This is a genomic window from Pseudoalteromonas luteoviolacea S2607 (assembly GCF_001625575.1).
GTDB lineage: Bacteria > Pseudomonadota > Gammaproteobacteria > Enterobacterales > Alteromonadaceae > Pseudoalteromonas > Pseudoalteromonas luteoviolacea_E.
Window position 1 is genome coordinate 44,783 of record NZ_AUXV01000011.1, and the last position, 17,956, is coordinate 62,738.

A 17,956-nucleotide genomic window follows, 5' to 3' on the forward strand; every position below is an offset into this window, starting at 1 on the left:
AACTCATTTATCTCTCTAACCGGTTAATGCCACAGGTAAAAGTGCATGGAGAAAAGGTTGAAAGCGTCGGATCTTTTTAGAAAAGAGGCAGTTGAAACTAATCTAAACAGGTTAGAAGGAAAAGTAGTCCTAATAAAATCGCCTTCTTATAATGCGATAATTGCTTTTTTAGTGTTATTTTTTACCGTCGTTATATTTTTCGTTGCAAATTCAAAATTCAGCAATTATGAAACCGTAAAGGGTTCTTTAATTAGCGATCAAAGTATTTTAAAAGTCTATCCCCCCTCCTCTGCAATCATAGAAAAGTCATATGTTGAAGAAGGCCAAACGGTTGAAAAAGGACAACTTCTATTCGATTTAAGAGCTGACTTTTTGCAAATAGAGGGCAATGCGAGTGTTGATCTTGAAATAAAAGAAGTTAATCATCAAATTCAAAATTTGATTAAATCAAAAGCGCAATTGGTAAAGAAGCTAACATTACAAGAAGAGATAATTAGCCAAAAAATAGCCAACATAGATGCTAAAACGCAATCACTGAAAGAGAAGCGAAAAATTCTTGAAGAACGAATTGTTATCGTTAAACGCATATTCGAAGACAAAAAAACCCTTTTACATGATGGCGGGATTTCTAAATTAGACATTGATGCTTCTGAAAGCGACTACCTCAAATTACAGGAAACGCTACTTGATCAAACCAATACGCTCGCAGATCTATCTGGACAACGACAAGCACTCGTAAACGACGCCCAATCTCTACCAATAGAACAAGCCAGTGCTTTAATTGAGTTGGACAACAACATCTCAAAATTACAGCTTCAGCTTCTCAGCCTGACACGCGACACAGAGTATAAAGTAGAGGCGCTAAACGCAGGTATTATTACTAACATTATTGCCCGCGAAGGTGAGAGAGTCTCCGCTAATTACCCTCTATTTAGTATCGCCCCCAATGACACAGTCTTGATAGCAGACTTGTATATACCAACGCGAGCCATTGGCTTCGTAGAACAAGGTCAAGGAGTGAGGCTGAGGTTTGAAGCTTTTCCGACGCAGTTGTATGGCGATATTGAAGGCGAGATATTTGAAGTTTCAAGGATGTTGATCCAACCATCAGAATGGCCAAATCCTGTAGGCCTCAACATGCCAGTTTATCGCGCTAGAGCAAAATTACATGCACAAGAAATACACGCAAATGGAAAAGTCCTGCAATTACAAAATGGCCTGCTTTTAGACGCCGATATTATTTTAGAAGAACAATCATTCTTAGAATATATATTAAGCCCGATCTTAGAAATAAAAAATAAAATGCAGTAATAGGTAAAAAAATTGAAAAGAGTTCTTCCTGTTATACATCAATCTGAAAGGGCCGAATGTGGCTTAGCCAGCTTAGCTATGGTTTTATCCTACTACGGCTTTGAAACTTCTTTACTGGAGCTCAGACTAAAATACAGTATTTCATCTAATGGCTTAACGTTAGACAGCATGATCCAAATTGCAAATGATCTAGAGCTATCGTCTAGACCATTGAAACTAGAGCCTGATGCACTCAAAGCACTAAAAGCCCCCTGTATATTGCATTGGAATATGAACCACTTTGTCGTGTTAAAAGAGGTTAAGTCTAAAAGCATCATTATTCATGATCCAGGGAAAGGCTGCTGTGAGATAAGCTTTGCAGAAGTGAATAAAAGATTTACTGGCGTAGCGCTAGAATTATTACCAAAAACCACTTTTAAAAAGAAAGAGCCAAAATCGGTCTTCTCAATGCGCCAACTATGGAGTGACATTGTTGGCTTGAAAAGCAGCATGGCTAAAATTTTTGTTCTCTCATTATTTGCACAATTCTTTACTATTTTGACCCCCTACTATTTGCAAACTGTCATAGACCGGGTCATTCCAACCTACAATGAAAACTTACTGATTATTTTAGCCAGTGCATTTTTACTCGTGCTCGTTTTCCAACAAGCCACTACATTAATCCGTACCTACGTGGTGCTCCATCTGAGTTCCGCATTTAGTATTCAAGTCTCGAGTAATTTATTCCATCACCTCTTGCGACTGCCCCTTGCATTTTTTGAAAAGCGAGACGTAGGTGACATTGTCACGCGTTTTGATTCATTAAAGAAAATTGAAGAGTTCTTAACAACTAGCTTTGTTGAAACCATTATTGATGGCTTTATGGCCATAAGCATTATCGCTTTGATGTTTTATTACGATTCTTCTTTAACCTTTTTAGTGCTCTTTTTTGTCGCACTCTACACAGGGTTTCGCATCATCGCGTTTAAGGCATTTAGACGCCTTAATGAGAACGAGATCCGCTCTAGAGCCAAGGAACGCAGTAACTTTATTGAGAACATTCAAAACATTCAAACACTCATGTCTTTTGACGCGCAACATAAGCAATCTTCGCAATGGAGTAACTTACATGTTGACTACGTAAATAGTGCCATTGAAGTTAGAAAAACACGTTTATGGTATCAGGTTATCAACGGTATCATTTTTGGTATCGAGAACATTCTTGTTATTTACTTTTTAGCACAAGGTATTCTTTCTAAAGAACTTTCTATTGGTATGCTAACAGCCTATATCGCCTACAAAGGGATCTTCATTCAGCGATATGGCAATCTAATCAATAAAATAATGGAATTTAGAATGCTCGGCCTACATCTAGAGCGAGTCTCCGAAGTTGCATTAACGCAACCAATAAGAGACTTACCTGTAGATCACAAACAGACATTTTCAGGCAATATCAAACTTAAAAACATTGCCTTTAAATATGACGATTTCTCGAAAGATGTATTACACAATATACATTTAGATATAAATGCCGGTGAACACGTGGCAATCACCGGCCCGTCTGGCGTAGGTAAATCCACCCTAACAAAGATCCTTTTGGGTCTTTTAGAACCGTCTTCAGGTGACGTGCTGGTGGATGGCAAACCACTTGCTGAATTTGGCCGTAAAAACTTTAGGCGTCATACCGCTTCAGTACTACAAAACGATAAACTCTACACAGGCACTCTACTGGACAATATAACCTTCTTTGAACCTGAACCAGACTTAGACTGGGCAAAGGAGTGCGCAAAGGTAGCACAAGTGCACAATAATATTATGTCAAAACCAATGGGGTACAACTCTTTAATTGGCCACATGGGTGGCGCATTGTCAGGAGGTGAAAAGCAAAGAGTTATTCTTGCACGTGCACTGTATAAAAAGCCTAAATTATTGATCATGGATGAAGCAACAAGCCATCTAGATATGGTGACTGAAAAAGCCGTAAATCAGGCAATTTCCCAATTAGACATCACCCGCATTGTCGTGGCACACCGCCCACAAACAATACGCAGTGCAGATAGAGTACTCAAACTAACTAAGAAAGGAATTTTCCAATTAGAAAAAGATGCCTATTTTCAAAAAAAACATGATCAACCGACTCCACCTAACGATACGATGAAGGAAATTTAGACATGGATCTATCTCTAAACCATATCAAAAAGCAGCACATGCCGTACTTTCAAGAAGCTGTTGCTTACTTTGAGCGTTCAATAAACATTGAAGCAATTCTAGGCCATGGCTCATATTTCAATGGTCGTTTTACTGAAAACAGTGATATTGATCTAATCATTTTATCTAAATCAGACAGCTATGAGAAAACCATTATCAATATTGGTGGCATCGATTTTGAAGTAATGCATATTAATATTCGCCGTTTAATGAAAATAATGGAGTTTAGAGCCAGTGACTTTACCCGTTCAGTTTCTGACAGCAGTCTTGTTTTTGATAAAAATGGATTTGGCCAAAAAGTGATTACCAAAGCACAAACCCATTGTGCTTTGGGATCGTCCTTGGTCGACGATATGAAGTATATAAATCAAAGTAGGAGTCTAACAAGAACCCTCTTATTTGACCTTAAGGATGCGCTAGATGACCCGATGTCTTTTCAATTAATGCACATTCAACTAATACAATTAATATATCGATTTATTTGCCTTGAAGAAAAATCATGGGAAAAATCAAGTAAGAAAGTATTTAAAGATATTAAAACCTTAAGACCTAACACATATAAAAAAATACAAACATCATTAAAAGAAAGTGATTTATCTATTAAGTTAGACATCATAGAAGATTTAATTACAGAATCATTAGCTCCATTTGGAGGAATACTAAACAACGATGAAACATTTAGTATAATTTAATAAATCCATTTAAAAATAAAAGCGGGAAACGCAACATAAAAATAAACCATTAAAAACAATCACTTAAAACAATAAAAACAGAAGCAACATCACTTTTTAAAAGCAGTAAAAAGGTGATGCCAACTTGTTTTAATTTAAAAAATAAAAAAGAGAAATATTAAATAAATAACTTGAAATATAATAAACTATAAAATATATTAATAACACTTCCAAAACAGGAAGTAATTATTTAGCAATAAAAAGGAGTATATTATGAAAAATGCTAATGAACTAGAGCAGTTAAGCAAAGTTGAACTAATTGAATCAGCATTACTTGATGAAGTTTCAGGCGGTACACCACATGATGATGGTTGCAGACCATGTCGTACATGTGATGATCAGCCTTGTGCACAAGAATGTGTAGGCGGCCGTAGCCTGTAATATTTATAAATATTACATTAAACCTTAGCAACTTGGGTTGTTAAGGTTTTTTTACATCATCAAGTACAAATAACGCTACATCTAAATATAATATCAAAGCACTCGCCTCTAAAGCACCACTTATTAACGACTAAGTGTATAGAACCTGTCATTAGTATTAAAAAAGCATTATAACTCTTCGTAGCATGGCCTTATCGAGATATTTTTACCCGTGTTAACGGGCCCTACCATGAACGCATGTTAGTTTCTCTTTCAAACACTCAATCTTTTTGATGTATTACTTAATAAAGCGCATATCCGATTGCTCAAAGTGCTTAACCTGGCCTTGAGTGATACATCAACGGAAGCTCGCCATGTTGATGTCTGCATGCATTGAGCGCGTCTACAACAACTTGTTGCCGCATTTGAGCACCTAATGGTAACGCAGACTAGGTTGCCTAAGTCTTTTATTAAAGCCCGTTAGTTATTCAACATTCAGTCATTTTTTAACGACAATGAACACATGTCTTACGCCACTCATGCCCTATCTTGAGCTTTAGTATCGGACTTAACTTAGAAAAACCGGCGAATTAAACACCCACGCTGTACGATTTTCCCGTAAATGGCCTGCGATTTTCCACACAACGAGGTAACAAACACATTTTTTTAGAACATTTTATTATATAAAGCACAAATTATAGATCCCAAACAATCAGATCGATTTTTTCAGATCGATCAGTTTAAGCATAAAACTATCCACACTAAGTGAGTAACACAGTAAACAAGCAGATCTTGTGACTTGTTGGATCACATAAAACCCGATCTTGCACCCTGCTTATCCACAGCAATTCAGCACCTTACTCGCCAGGAATATTTTATTAAAGACTTTATAAACAGATAGATAGAGGTAACTCTCCACAAAAAATCAAATATTAGTCAGTCTAAATTTATCCAAGGCAAAAACTATCTCTTTACTTCTGCTCACGGGGCTTTATTATGAGCGGCATAAATAGTGCTAATTTGAGAAAAAATGAGTAACTTAGAGATCATAATTGGTAGCCAAATGGGATCTGCTGAATATGTTGCGGAGCAGCTGGCGGAGGATCTTGAATCGAGATCAGTGTCATGTAATGTTCATGAACAACCCGATCTATCGAATTGCACTAGCAACACTTGGCTAATCGTCACATCTACGTACGGAGCCGGTGATTACCCAGAAAACTTATTGCCTTTTATCTCACAACTCCAAGAACAGGCAGATATGAGCCATATAAAGTTCGCTGTGGTTGGTATTGGCGATTCAAGTTACGATACTTATAACTATGCTGCAATCAATGGTGCCAAGCTCTTATCAGACAAAGGTGCTCAAGCTTTATTGCCAATACTAAAGATAGATGTATTAGATGAAGCATTACCAGAAGATACAGCCCTAGAATGGTTGCCCGAGTTTAGTGAAATCGTGGCAGCAAGTTAGCACAAGATCGGTTTCTCATAAGTTATCCACATATTTACGTATATTTCATTCCATATGTGGATAACCCTTGATCTAACTGCTGATCTACACTTACTTATCCATTGGATAATTTTATTGGCTTGAGTGGCTGTGTATAAATAGCCGTTTTGATCAAAGCTTATACGCCCTATGATCCGATCTAATTCACATCATTTGATCTAAGCTAAGTCTATGGATCATAGTGAGAATATAGCCTTATTCACAGATCAGGGCGTTACTAAATATAAGATCAATAAAGATCTTTAAAAAGATCCTTATATATATTAAGTGATCCATTTTACCTATAGGTTAAAATTTAATCGTTTCACTTCTGCGTTTTTCTAGGTAGAATACGCATCCTTTCGAAATTTGCTGGTTGTATTTAAGTAGGATCCCGTAAATGATTTATCATGAACATTTTGACGTAATCGTTGTTGGTGGCGGTCATGCTGGTACTGAAGCTGCACTTGCAGCTGCACGTATGGGTATGAATACCTTATTGTTAACTCACAATATGGACACACTGGGACAAATGTCTTGTAACCCAGCGATCGGCGGGATCGGAAAAGGGCACTTAGTAAAAGAAATTGACGCCTTAGGTGGCGCAATGGCAGAAGCCATTGATAAAGGTGGGATCCAATTTAGAACTTTAAATTCTTCTAAAGGACCTGCTGTAAGAGCAACCAGAGCGCAAGCAGATCGCGCATTGTATAAAGCAGCGATCCAAGACACTTTGCAAAATCAAGATAATTTAAAGATTTTCCAGCAAAGCTGCGATGATCTCATTGTTGAACAAGATCAAGTGAAAGGTGTTGTAACTCAAATGGGGTTACGCTTCAGTGCTGAAACAGTCGTTTTGACTGTTGGTACTTTCCTTGGTGGCCAAATTCATATCGGTTTAGAAAACTTCAAAGGTGGCAGAGCTGGAGATCCACCTTCTATCGCGCTTGCAGATCGTTTGCGTGAATTACCATTTCGTGTAGATCGACTGAAAACTGGTACTCCTCCCCGCATTGATGCACGGACGGTTGATTTTTCTGTTATGCAAGTGCAACCAGGAGATACACCTACGCCAGTATTTTCTTTTATGGGTAAACAATCGGATCACCCACAGCAGATCCCTTGTTATATCACCTATACCAACGAGAAAACCCACGATGTGATCCGTGATAATCTGCATCGCTCGCCAATGTATGCAGGTGTTATTGAAGGTATTGGACCAAGGTATTGTCCTTCAATCGAAGATAAGATCGTACGATTTGCCGATAAAGAAAAACATCAAATATTTGTCGAGCCGGAAGGGTTAACGTCCTATGAATTGTACCCGAATGGTATTTCAACTAGTTTACCATTTGATATTCAACTAGAAATTGTGCGCTCAATCAAAGGGTTTGAAAATGCGCATATTTGCCGTCCAGGTTATGCAATTGAGTATGATTTCTTTGATCCTAGAGACTTAAAACAATCTTTAGAGACTAAGTTTATTAACGGCTTATTCTTTGCTGGTCAAATCAATGGTACTACCGGGTATGAAGAAGCTGGTGCTCAAGGTTTGATCGCAGGTATGAATGCTGCGTTACAAGTTAAAGGTGAAGCGCCATGGACACCTCGTAGAGACGAGGCATATACGGGCGTATTAATTGATGACCTTGCGACACTAGGTACAAAAGAACCTTATCGTATGTTTACGAGTCGTGCCGAGTACCGCTTGCTACTGCGTGAAGACAACGCAGATCTGCGATTAACTGAAAAAGGTCGTGAACTAGGATTAGTAAATGATGAACGCTGGGCTGCATTTAATAACAAACTTGAGGTTATGGAGCTAGAGGCACAACGCATTCGCTCAACTTGGATCCATAAGGATCATCCAGCGCTTGAGCAGGTAAATAGTTTGTTGAAGTCACCTTTAACTCGTGAGGCAAGCTTAGAAGATTTGATCCGTCGTCCTGAAGTAAATTACAAAGATCTAACTGCAATTGAAGGATTGGCGAGTGAGTATGATAATTGGCAAGCACTTGAGCAAGTAGAAATACAAACCAAGTATGCAGGTTACATTGCGAGACAACAGGATGAGATCAATAAGCAACTACGTCATGAAGAAACTGTGCTACCGGCAGAGTTTGACTACAGCCAAGTGAGTGGTTTATCAAATGAAGTTGTGGCTAAGTTAACTGATACGCGACCGCAAACCATTGGGCAAGCTTCGCGTATTTCTGGTATCACCCCAGCGGCTATTTCGCTATTATTAGTGTATCTGAAAAAGCAAGGGCTGTTGCGCAAGTCGGCGTAACAGCGATGGAAAACTGTGTTATTAGAACAACTCAACGCTCTGTTATCTGAAACAGACATTACGCTGACCGAAAATCAAAAACAGCAGCTGGTCGATTACGTCGGGCTGCTCGACAAGTGGAATAAAGCTTATAACCTCACATCTGTGCGTGATCCAAAAGAAATGATGATTAAGCATATTTTGGATTCACTGGTTGTCGCGCCACATTTAACAGGCAAACATTACATTGATGTAGGAACAGGCCCAGGCTTACCTGGTATTGTATTAGCGATTGCACTTCCTGATACTGAATTTGTTTTACTTGACAGTCTTGGAAAAAGAGTACGATTTTTAACCCAAGTAAAACATGCGCTTGGACTAAAAAACGTGACGCCTGTGCAGTCTCGTGTTGAAGAATATCAACCAAGTGTTAAATTAGACGGTGTGCTGAGTCGCGCTTTTGCATCTTTGCAAGACATGGTGCAATGGTGTACACATTTGATAGATACATCTGGGCGATTTTTAGCACTCAAGGGAATGTATCCGCAAGATGAGCTGGATAATCTGCCTGATGGCATTTCTTTAGAACAGAATATCACCTTGCAAGTACCTAAACTGGAAGGTGAACGTCATTTAATTATTCTTACAAAAGACTAAAAGTCGAGGACACTGTGGCTAGAGTCATTGCAATTGCAAACCAAAAAGGTGGCGTTGGTAAAACAACCACTGCGGTTAACCTTGCTGCCTCGATGGCAGCAACAAAAAGAAAAGTATTGCTGATCGATCTGGATCCTCAAGGTAATGCCACCATGGGCAGTGGTGTTGATAAATATTCTGATGTTGCGACGATTTACGATTTGCTGATTGAAGAGACGCCAATCAATGAAGTGATTTGCACCGAAACTTCAGGTGAATATCATCTAATCGCTGCAAATGGCGATGTAACCGCAGCTGAAGTAAAGCTAATGGAACTGTTTGCGCGTGAAGTGCGTCTGCGTAATGCAATTGAAACTGTTCAAGATGATTACGAATTTATTTTCATTGACTGTCCACCTTCACTTAATATGTTGACGGTCAATGCTATGGCTGCCGCTGATTCGGTGATGGTACCAATGCAGTGCGAATATTACGCACTTGAGGGATTAACGGCACTCATGGACACAATTACTCAGCTGTCTAAATTGGTTAACCCATCATTACAAATCGAGGGTATTCTTCGTACTATGTATGATCCGCGCAACCGTTTAGCGAATGATGTATCTGAGCAATTGAAACAGCATTTTGGTGAAAAAGTATACCGCACAGTCATTCCAAGAAATGTTCGTTTAGCCGAGGCGCCAAGTTTTGGTGCGCCAGCGATGTATTATGATCGCGCTTCAAGCGGTGCAAAAGCCTACCTTGCACTGGCTGGAGAAATGTTGCGTCGTCAAGAAAAGCAAGCTGCAGCAGTAGCATAAGAGGATAATAAAAACATGTCGGTAAAAAAAAGAGGATTGGGACGAGGGTTGGATGCATTACTCAGCTCTGCCAAGCCACCAGCTGCCGCACCAAAGGAAACTTTAGAAGCGCAACCGAGTGAGGTCTCCCCTCGTGAGCCTGCTACTGAGCAAATTGTTGTTTCTGAGAACGAATTGCAGCATTTACCTATTGAATTTTTACAACGCGGAAAATATCAACCGCGTAAAGATATGTCTGAACAGGCATTGGAAGAGCTGGCTAATTCAATCAAAGCACAGGGGGTGTTACAGCCCATCGTTGTGCGTAAAGTTGCGCTTGAACAGTACGAAATCATCGCAGGTGAGCGCCGCTGGCGAGCTTCTCAGTTGGCTGGTCTTGACGTCGTTCCATGTCTTCTTAAAGAGGTTGAAGATGATGCCGCCGTTGCGATTGCGCTCATTGAGAACATCCAACGTGAAGATTTAAACGCGATGGAAGAGGCGGTTGCACTGGATAGATTACTCAATGAGTTTGAATTGACCCATCAGCAAGTGGCCGATGCTGTAGGTAAATCGCGTACAACCGTTACTAATTTGTTGCGTTTAATCAATCTCAATGATGATGTAAAAATCTTGTTAGAACATGGTGATATCGAAATGGGCCACGCACGTTGCCTATTATCACTGCAAGGGGAAGCCCAATCTGAAGCTGCACGCACAGCAGTCGCGAAGGGTTTAACGGTACGTGAAACCGAGAAACTTGTCCGTGCAATGCAAGAACCTGCGGTTAAAAAAGAAACAAAAGAAAAGGACCCTGATGTCAAACTGTTAGAACAGCAGCTAGCAGAAAACTTAGGCGCTAAAGTAGAGATCAACTACAATCAAAAAGGCAAAGGAAAGCTGGTTATTTCTTACGCTGATCTTGATGAATTAGACGGCATTCTTGGGCGGATCCATCCAGATTTACAACAACCCTCCTAAAGGTCAAAATTGCGACGAATTGTGTGCCTATTTTATGCGTCAATTCGTCGCGTCAAGTTGCAAATTGAGCAGAAATCAGTATAATTTCGCCAGTTTTTATACCCTGATAAATTTTAGCGTCATTAAGGTTAATATAAAGTGACTCATTCGTTAGCTGGCCCGTATAGGCGTGCCGCATTAAAAGGTGTCTTGCTTCAGGGTATCGTAGCACTGTTTGCTGCAGTAATAGTTTTAGTAGGTTGGGGAGCACAAGCCGGTCTGTCAGCTTTGATGGGCGGTGTTGCAATTGTGCTGCCAAACTTCGTATTTGCTTTGTATGCCTTCAGATATGTTGGCGCAAGTAAAGCAGAGCAAGTATATGACTCGTTAAAACGAGGCAAAGGATTAAAATTTTTGCTAACCATTTGCATATTTGCACTGGTATTTAAACATTTAAGTGTCATGGCGTTGCCATTTTTCTGCTGTTACATACTCGTGATGTTTTCGCAGTGGCTAGCACCGATTTTTTTTAATCATTAACTTTTGGGATAAAACATGGCTGCAGAAGAAGTTACTCTATCAAGCCATATTCAGCACCACTTGACCAATGCCAAGATGTGTTCGACCGATGCCGGTCTAGCCTTCAATAAAGCATGTGCGGACAGTGGATTCTGGACATGGCACGTAGATACCCTCGCATGGTCAATCGGTTTAGGTCTTGTATTTTTATGGATCTTCCGTAGCGCCGCTAAAAAATCCACTACAGGTGTTCCTGGTAAATTCCAGTGCTTCATCGAGATGATTGTTGAGTTCGTTGGTGACAACGTACGCGATACTTATCACGGTAAAAGCGCTTTAATCGCACCATTAGCCCTAACAATTTTTGTTTGGGTGTTCTTAATGAACTTAATGGACTTAATTCCGGTTGATTTCCTACCTGCATTCGCTGGTTTCGTTGGTGAAACAGCATTTGGTATGGACTCACATGATGTATACATGAAGATTGTACCGACAACAGACATCAATATGACTGCTGCATTAGCGCTAGGCGTATTCTTTTTGATGATCGGTTACTCAATCAAAATGAAAGGCATCGGCGGTTTTATTGCTGAGCTAACGCTTCACCCGTTCAGCACTAAGAACAAAATCGGCATGATTTTCTTAATCCCTTGTAACTTATTACTAGAGACAATCGCATTAGTTGCTAAGCCTTTCTCGCTTGCACTACGTTTGTTCGGTAACCTTTACGCGGGTGAGCTGATCTTCATCTTGATCGGCGCAGTTGGTTTGATGCAGTTACCTCTGCACTTCATTTGGGCTGCTTTCCACATCTTAGTTATCGTTCTTCAAGCATTCGTATTCATGATGCTGACGATCGTATACCTAAGCATGGCTAGCTCAGATAACCACTAAGAATATAATTTTTAAAAAGATTTTTTAACTTTAACTTTAATTTACAAATGAAACTTTGGAGAAAAAAATGGAACTAGTATTAGGTCTTAAGTACATCGCTGTTGCTCTACTTATCGGTTTCGGTGCTATCGGTACTGCTATCGGCTTCGGTAACATGGGTGGTAAATTCCTAGAAGCGTGTGCTCGTCAGCCTGAACTTGCACCTTCACTACAAGTTAAAATGTTCATCCTAGCTGGTCTAATCGATGCGGTAGCAATGATCGGTGTAGGTATCGCGATGGTATTGTTGTTCGTACTTTAATAGCCTTATTTTTTGAACAGCTTACTATTTTAAGGAGGAGCGGTTGTGAACTTAAACGCCACTCTACTAGGTGAATTAATCGCATTTGTGGTTTTCGTATTATTCTGTATGAAGTACGTATGGCCACCACTAAATGGTGCGATTGAAGCTCGCCAGAAAAAAATTGAAGATGGTTTAGCTGCCTCTGATGAAGCTGAAAAAGAGCTTGAGCGCGTTCGTAAAGAAGCCGCGGTTGAGCTAAATGAAGCGAAATCTCAAGCTGCTGAAATCATTGAGCAAGCTAAAAAGCGTGCTGCGCTTATCGTTGACGAAGAGACAACTCGTGGTCAACAAGAGCGTGAGAAGATTATTGCTCAAGGACACTCTGAAATTGATTCAGAGCGCAACCGTGTTAAAGAAGAACTACGTTCTCAAGTAGCTACTTTAGCAGTGGTTGGCGCTGAAAAGATTTTAGAGCGTGAAATTAATCAAGACGCACACAGCGATATCGTTGATAAGCTAGTTGCTGAGCTTTAATTAGGAGGGTATGAGCATGTCTGAATTGACTACTATCGCTCGCCCATACGCTAAAGCGGCTTTTGAACTTGCCGTTGAGAAAGGTGCTGTTGAAGCTTGGAATGAAATGCTGTTCTTCGCTGGTCAAGTGACTAGCGATGAACAGGTTCAGGCACTATTGGGTAGTATTGCTACTCAAACTGAGCAGTCTGAAGTCATCATCAAGCTATGTGCTGAGCAACTCAACGAACAAGGTCAAAATCTTATCAAGCTGATGGCCGAAAATGAGCGTTTATCTGCAGTCCCTGCAGTTGCTGAACAATTCGCTGAATTAAAAGCGGATTATGATAAAGAAATCGACGTTGACGTGGTTTCTGCAACTGAACTTGCTCTAGAGCAGCAAGATAAATTGGGCGCTGCGTTAGAAAAACGTTTCGCACGCAAAGTTAAGCTGAATTGTAGCATTGACGAAACCGTAGTAAGTGGTTTGGTTATCAAAGCTGGCGATACCGTAATTGACGGTAGCGTACGCGGTAAATTAGACCGCCTAGCAGTGTCGCTACAATCGTAATTGGGAAAAAGAGCATGCAACTTAATTCCACAGAAATTTCTGCACTGATCAAGCAGCGTATTGAGCAGTTTGAAGTTGTAAGTGAAGCACGTAACGAAGGTACTATTGTATCTGTTACTGACGGTATCATCCGCATCCACGGTCTAGCTGACTGTATGCAAGGTGAGATGATCGAGCTTCCTGGCAACCGTTATGCTATTGCATTGAACCTTGAGCGTGACTCAGTAGGTGCAGTAGTTATGGGTCCTTACGCAGACCTTAAAGAAGGCGTAAAAGTACAATCTACAGGTCGTATCCTTGAAGTACCAGTAGGCCGTGGTCTACTAGGTCGTGTTGTAAACACACTAGGTGCACCGATCGATGGTAAAGGTGCACTAGACAACGATGGTTTCGAGCCAGTTGAAAAAATTGCACCAGGTGTAATCGAGCGTCAATCAGTAGACGAGCCAGTACAAACTGGTTATAAGTCTATCGATGCGATGATCCCAGTAGGTCGTGGTCAGCGTGAGCTAGTAATCGGTGACCGCCAGACTGGTAAAACTGCACTTGCAATCGATGCAATCATCAACCAAAAAGACACAGGCGTTAAGTGTGTGTATGTAGCGGTTGGTCAAAAAGCATCTACTATTGCAAACGTAGTACGTAAATTAGAAGAGCACGGTGCACTTGAAAACACAATCGTTGTTGTTGCATCGGCTTCTGAATCAGCAGCGCTTCAATTCCTAGCGCCATTTGCTGGTTGTACTATGGGTGAATACTTCCGTGACCGCGGTGAAGACGCGCTTATCGTATATGATGATCTTTCTAAGCAAGCTGTTGCTTACCGTCAGATCTCACTACTACTTAAGCGTCCACCAGGTCGTGAAGCATACCCAGGTGACGTATTCTACCTTCACTCACGTCTTCTAGAGCGTGCATCACGTGTAAACGCTGATTACGTTGAGAAGTTCACTAACGGTGAAGTGAAAGGTAAAACAGGTTCATTGACGGCATTGCCAATCATTGAAACTCAAGGTGGTGACGTTTCTGCATTCGTACCTACTAACGTTATCTCAATCACCGATGGTCAGATCTTCCTAGAAACTGACTTATTCAACGCAGGTATCCGTCCAGCTGTTAACGCTGGTATCTCGGTATCTCGTGTAGGTGGTGCAGCGCAAACTAAAATCGTTAAGAAACTAGGTGGTGGTATCCGTCTAGCGCTAGCTCAGTACCGTGAACTAGCGGCGTTCTCTCAGTTCGCTTCAGACCTTGACGATGCAACACGTGCACAGCTTGAGCACGGTGAGCGCGTAACAGAGCTAATGAAGCAGAAGCAATATGCACCTATGTCTGTTGCTGAAATGTCTCTGTCTCTATTTGCTGCTGAAAAAGGCTTCCTACAAGACATCGAAATCAACAAGATTGGTGATTTCGAAGAAGGCCTAATCGGTTTCGCAAACAGCACTTACGCAGAGCTGATGACTCAAATCAACGAAACTGGTAACTACAACGCTGAGATTGAAGCGCAACTTAAAGAACTTCTAGAGAAGTTCAAGTCGACGCAAACTTGGTAATTTAGTTATTCATGGTGGCTTCGGTCACCACTGATTCGGAGAGAGAGTCATGGCCAGCGGAAAAGAGATAAAAAGCAAGATCGGGAGTATTAAGAATACTCAGAAGATCACCAGCGCGATGGAAATGGTTGCCGCTTCTAAAATGAAGAAGGCGCAAGACCGTGTGGCATCAAGCCGTCCATACGCTGAGAACTTACGCAAAGTGATCGGTCGTGTTGCTCAAGCAAATCTTGACTTCCATCACCCGTTCCTAGAGGACCGTGATGTTAAGCGAGTTGGTTATATTGTTATCTCAACTGACCGTGGTCTGTGTGGTGGCTTAAACTCAAATGAGTTTAAGAAAATCACACAAGACGTTAAGGCGTGGAAAGAAAAAGGCGTTGACGCTGAATATGCTACTTTAGGTAGCAAGGCTGCCGGTTTCTTCCAACGTTTTGGCGGTGAATTACTCGCTAAAAAAGCGGGTCTTGGAGATACACCTTCAATTCAGGACGTAATTGGTCCTGTAAAAGTAATGCTAGATGCATTTGCTGAAGGCAAAATTGACCGCTTGTTCGTTGTGTACAACAAATTCGTTAACACAATGAAGCAAGAGCCAACGATCGAACAGTTATTACCTTTGCCAAAAGCTGAAGAAGAAGTATCAGCCCACGCTTGGGACTATTTATATGAGCCAAATCCAGAAGCGATCTTAGAGACGCTATTGGTTCGTTTCATTGAGTCACAGGTGTACCAGGGTGTAGTAGAAAATGCTGCATCTGAACAGGCTGCCCGTATGGTTGCGATGAAAGCCGCAACTGATAACGCAGGCGACCTAATGGATGAGCTGCAACTTGTTTACAACAAAGCACGTCAGGCTGCAATCACACAAGAAATTAGTGAGATTGTTGGCGGTTCGGCTGCTGTTTAACGCTTCGGCAAAGTTTAACGAGAGGAATAGACATGAGTTTAGGTAAGGTCGTCCAAATTATCGGCGCCGTTGTGGACATCGAGTTCCCACAAGACAACGTGCCAGCCGTATATGACGCACTAAAAGTTACAGAAGGCGACCTAGCTGGTTTGACACTAGAAGTGCAACAGCAGTTAGGTGGCGGTGTGGTACGTGGTATCGCACTTGGTACTACAGACGGTCTACGTCGTGGTATCTCAGTAGAAGGCACAGGCGAGCCAATCAAGGTTCCAGTTGGTACTAAGACCCTAGGTCGTATCATGGACGTACTTGGTCAGCCTATCGATGAAGCAGGTCCAATTGGTGAAGAAGAGCGTATGTCTATTCACCGTGCTGCGCCTTCATACGAAGATCAATCAAGTTCAGTTGAGCTACTAGAAACGGGTATCAAGGTAATCGACCTTGTATGTCCTTTCGCTAAAGGTGGTAAAGTTGGTCTATTCGGTGGTGCCGGTGTAGGTAAAACCGTAAACATGATGGAACTTATCCGTAACATCGCAATCGAGCACAGCGGTTACTCTGTATTCGCAGGTGTTGGTGAGCGTACGCGTGAGGGTAATGACTTCTACCATGAGATGAACGACTCAAACGTACTAGACAAAGTATCTCTAGTATATGGCCAGATGAACGAGCCACCGGGTAACCGTCTACGTGTTGCACTGACTGGTCTTACAATGGCTGAGAAGTTCCGTGACGAAGGTCGTGACGTACTATTCTTCGTAGATAACATCTACCGTTATACACTAGCAGGTACTGAGGTATCAGCACTTCTAGGTCGTATGCCTTCAGCGGTAGGTTACCAGCCAACGCTTGCAGAAGAGATGGGTGTACTACAGGAGCGTATCGCTTCGACTAAGACTGGTTCAATCACTTCAATCCAAGCGGTATACGTACCTGCGGATGACTTGACTGACCCATCACCAGCTACAACGTTCGCGCACCTTGACGCAACAGTAGTACTTTCACGTGACATCGCGTCTCTAGGTATCTACCCTGCGGTAGACCCACTAGATTCAACTTCACGTCAGCTAGACCCTCAAGTAATCGGTAACGAGCACTATGAGACAGCACGTGGCGTTCAGACTGTACTTCAGCGTTATAAAGAGCTGAAAGACATCATCGCGATCCTAGGTATGGACGAGCTTTCTGACGAAGATAAGCAAGTTGTATCTCGTGCACGTAAAATCCAGCGTTTCCTATCTCAGCCGTTCTTCGTTGCTGAGGTATTCACTGGTGCACCTGGTAAATACGTATCTCTTAAAGACACAATCTCTGGCTTTAAGGGCATCCTAAACGGTGATTACGATGATATGCCTGAGCAGGCATTCTACATGGTTGGCTCAATCGACGAAGCAGTTGATAAAGCTAAAAACATGTAATTAGGAGGTTGTTATGGCAATGACAGTACAACTTGACGTAGTGAGCGCAGAGAAGAGTGTATTCTCAGGTTCTGTAGCGACTATTCAAGTAACAGGTAGTGAAGGTGAACTAGGTATTCACCCTGGCCACGCGCCACTCCTGACTGGCCTAAAACCTGGTATGGTACGTTTGGTTAAAGAAGATGGTGCAGAAGAGATCATCTACGTCGCAGGCGGTACGCTTGAAGTTCAACCAAAGACAGTAACTGTTCTAGCGGACGTTGCTATCCGTGGTGAAGAGCTTGATGAGCAAGCTGCTGAAGAAGCCAGACGTGAAGCTCAAGCGCAAATCTCTTCAGGCTCAACAGCTGATCTTGATTATAATCGAGCGGCTGTACAGCTAGAAGAAGCGCTTGCACAGCTACGCGTTATTCGCCAGTTGCGCAAATAACCAACCACCTATTTGGTTTAAAGCCCACGCTAGGGTAACTTAGCGTGGGCTTTTTATTTTGTCGAAAAAGCTAACCTCTGCAATAGGGGTGTAAAACTATTGTGTGTCAATACCGT

At 41.6% G+C, this 17,956-nt stretch carries 18 protein-coding genes; all 18 read left to right on the forward strand.

Annotated elements, in window-relative coordinates; translation table 11 throughout:
• Positions 1-45 precede the first annotated feature (45 nt).
• The 18 genes from N480_RS24965 to N480_RS08225 all read left to right on the forward strand — a co-directional run bounded on the left by N480_RS24965 (position 46) and on the right by N480_RS08225 (position 17,840).
• The gene (locus N480_RS24965) at positions 46-1,311 is read left to right on the forward strand and encodes an HlyD family secretion protein (RefSeq protein ID WP_081231794.1); all 1,266 of its coding nucleotides are present in this window, start codon (positions 46-48) and stop codon (positions 1,309-1,311) included.
• A 12-nt stretch (positions 1,312-1,323) separates the two neighbouring features.
• The gene (locus N480_RS08150) at positions 1,324-3,459 is read left to right on the forward strand and encodes a peptidase domain-containing ABC transporter (protein ID WP_081231795.1); all 2,136 of its coding nucleotides are present in this window, start codon (positions 1,324-1,326) and stop codon (positions 3,457-3,459) included.
• 2 nt (positions 3,460-3,461) lie between these two features.
• The gene (locus N480_RS08155; RefSeq protein ID WP_063372024.1) at positions 3,462-4,190 is read left to right on the forward strand and encodes a nucleotidyltransferase domain-containing protein; all 729 of its coding nucleotides are present in this window, start codon (positions 3,462-3,464) and stop codon (positions 4,188-4,190) included.
• A gap of 252 nt (positions 4,191-4,442) precedes the next feature.
• The gene (locus tag N480_RS25260; RefSeq protein ID WP_155732790.1) at positions 4,443-4,610 is read left to right on the forward strand and encodes a hypothetical protein; all 168 of its coding nucleotides are present in this window, start codon (positions 4,443-4,445) and stop codon (positions 4,608-4,610) included.
• A 1,009-nt stretch (positions 4,611-5,619) separates the two neighbouring features.
• Positions 5,620-6,063 carry an FMN-binding protein MioC gene (gene mioC, locus N480_RS08160; RefSeq protein ID WP_063372025.1) on the forward strand — a complete coding sequence of 148 codons (444 nt, stop codon included), beginning with the start codon at positions 5,620-5,622 and terminating at the stop codon, positions 6,061-6,063.
• 418 nt (positions 6,064-6,481) lie between these two features.
• Positions 6,482-8,371, forward strand: coding sequence for a tRNA uridine-5-carboxymethylaminomethyl(34) synthesis enzyme MnmG (gene mnmG, locus N480_RS08165; protein ID WP_063372026.1), 1,890 nt, complete (start codon positions 6,482-6,484; stop codon positions 8,369-8,371).
• A gap of 15 nt (positions 8,372-8,386) precedes the next feature.
• Positions 8,387-9,007 carry a 16S rRNA (guanine(527)-N(7))-methyltransferase RsmG gene (gene rsmG / locus N480_RS08170; RefSeq protein ID WP_063372027.1) on the forward strand — a complete coding sequence of 207 codons (621 nt, stop codon included), beginning with the start codon at positions 8,387-8,389 and terminating at the stop codon, positions 9,005-9,007.
• Between the two features lie 14 nt (positions 9,008-9,021).
• Complete coding sequence (locus N480_RS08175) at positions 9,022-9,807, forward strand: ParA family protein (protein ID WP_063372028.1); 786 nt, start codon at positions 9,022-9,024, stop codon at positions 9,805-9,807.
• A 15-nt stretch (positions 9,808-9,822) separates the two neighbouring features.
• Positions 9,823-10,767, forward strand: a complete 945-nt coding sequence (locus tag N480_RS08180) for a ParB/RepB/Spo0J family partition protein (protein WP_063372029.1) — start codon at positions 9,823-9,825, stop codon at positions 10,765-10,767.
• 138 nt (positions 10,768-10,905) lie between these two features.
• Positions 10,906-11,286: an ATP synthase subunit I gene (locus N480_RS08185; protein ID WP_063372030.1), complete on the forward strand. Its 381-nt coding sequence runs from the start codon at positions 10,906-10,908 to the stop codon at positions 11,284-11,286.
• Between the two features lie 15 nt (positions 11,287-11,301).
• Entirely contained in the window at positions 11,302-12,159 is an 858-nt protein-coding gene (gene atpB, locus N480_RS08190; protein ID WP_063356018.1) for a F0F1 ATP synthase subunit A, read from the forward strand.
• 67 nt (positions 12,160-12,226) lie between these two features.
• Complete coding sequence (gene atpE / locus N480_RS08195; RefSeq protein ID WP_004335261.1) at positions 12,227-12,460, forward strand: F0F1 ATP synthase subunit C; 234 nt, start codon at positions 12,227-12,229, stop codon at positions 12,458-12,460.
• 45 nt (positions 12,461-12,505) lie between these two features.
• Positions 12,506-12,976: a F0F1 ATP synthase subunit B gene (gene atpF / locus N480_RS08200; protein WP_063356017.1), complete on the forward strand. Its 471-nt coding sequence runs from the start codon at positions 12,506-12,508 to the stop codon at positions 12,974-12,976.
• Between the two features lie 16 nt (positions 12,977-12,992).
• Positions 12,993-13,526, forward strand: coding sequence for a F0F1 ATP synthase subunit delta (gene atpH / locus N480_RS08205; protein ID WP_063372031.1), 534 nt, complete (start codon positions 12,993-12,995; stop codon positions 13,524-13,526).
• A 14-nt stretch (positions 13,527-13,540) separates the two neighbouring features.
• Entirely contained in the window at positions 13,541-15,082 is a 1,542-nt protein-coding gene (gene atpA, locus N480_RS08210; RefSeq protein ID WP_063356015.1) for a F0F1 ATP synthase subunit alpha, read from the forward strand.
• A 49-nt stretch (positions 15,083-15,131) separates the two neighbouring features.
• Entirely contained in the window at positions 15,132-15,992 is an 861-nt protein-coding gene (gene atpG / locus N480_RS08215; RefSeq protein ID WP_063372032.1) for a F0F1 ATP synthase subunit gamma, read from the forward strand.
• Between the two features lie 32 nt (positions 15,993-16,024).
• Positions 16,025-17,410, forward strand: a complete 1,386-nt coding sequence (atpD, locus tag N480_RS08220; protein WP_023400934.1) for a F0F1 ATP synthase subunit beta — start codon at positions 16,025-16,027, stop codon at positions 17,408-17,410.
• Positions 17,411-17,423: 13 nt separating this feature from the next.
• Positions 17,424-17,840, forward strand: coding sequence for a F0F1 ATP synthase subunit epsilon (locus N480_RS08225; protein ID WP_063372033.1), 417 nt, complete (start codon positions 17,424-17,426; stop codon positions 17,838-17,840).
• Positions 17,841-17,956: the final 116 nt, after the last annotated feature.

Coding starts and splice junctions, on each gene's coding strand:
- atpG (WP_063372032.1), top strand. CDS start 15,132: ATGGCCAGCGGAAAAGAGATAAAAAGCAAGATCGGGAGTATTAAGAAT.
- mioC (WP_063372025.1), top strand. CDS start 5,620: ATGAGTAACTTAGAGATCATAATTGGTAGCCAAATGGGATCTGCTGAA.
- mnmG (WP_063372026.1), top strand. CDS start 6,482: ATGATTTATCATGAACATTTTGACGTAATCGTTGTTGGTGGCGGTCAT.
- N480_RS08180 (WP_063372029.1), top strand. CDS start 9,823: ATGTCGGTAAAAAAAAGAGGATTGGGACGAGGGTTGGATGCATTACTC.
- atpH (WP_063372031.1), top strand. CDS start 12,993: ATGTCTGAATTGACTACTATCGCTCGCCCATACGCTAAAGCGGCTTTT.
- atpA (WP_063356015.1), top strand. CDS start 13,541: ATGCAACTTAATTCCACAGAAATTTCTGCACTGATCAAGCAGCGTATT.
- atpB (WP_063356018.1), top strand. CDS start 11,302: ATGGCTGCAGAAGAAGTTACTCTATCAAGCCATATTCAGCACCACTTG.
- N480_RS25260 (WP_155732790.1), top strand. CDS start 4,443: ATGAAAAATGCTAATGAACTAGAGCAGTTAAGCAAAGTTGAACTAATT.
- N480_RS08155 (WP_063372024.1), top strand. CDS start 3,462: ATGGATCTATCTCTAAACCATATCAAAAAGCAGCACATGCCGTACTTT.
- atpE (WP_004335261.1), top strand. CDS start 12,227: ATGGAACTAGTATTAGGTCTTAAGTACATCGCTGTTGCTCTACTTATC.
- atpD (WP_023400934.1), top strand. CDS start 16,025: ATGAGTTTAGGTAAGGTCGTCCAAATTATCGGCGCCGTTGTGGACATC.
- N480_RS08225 (WP_063372033.1), top strand. CDS start 17,424: ATGGCAATGACAGTACAACTTGACGTAGTGAGCGCAGAGAAGAGTGTA.
- N480_RS24965 (WP_081231794.1), top strand. CDS start 46: ATGGAGAAAAGGTTGAAAGCGTCGGATCTTTTTAGAAAAGAGGCAGTT.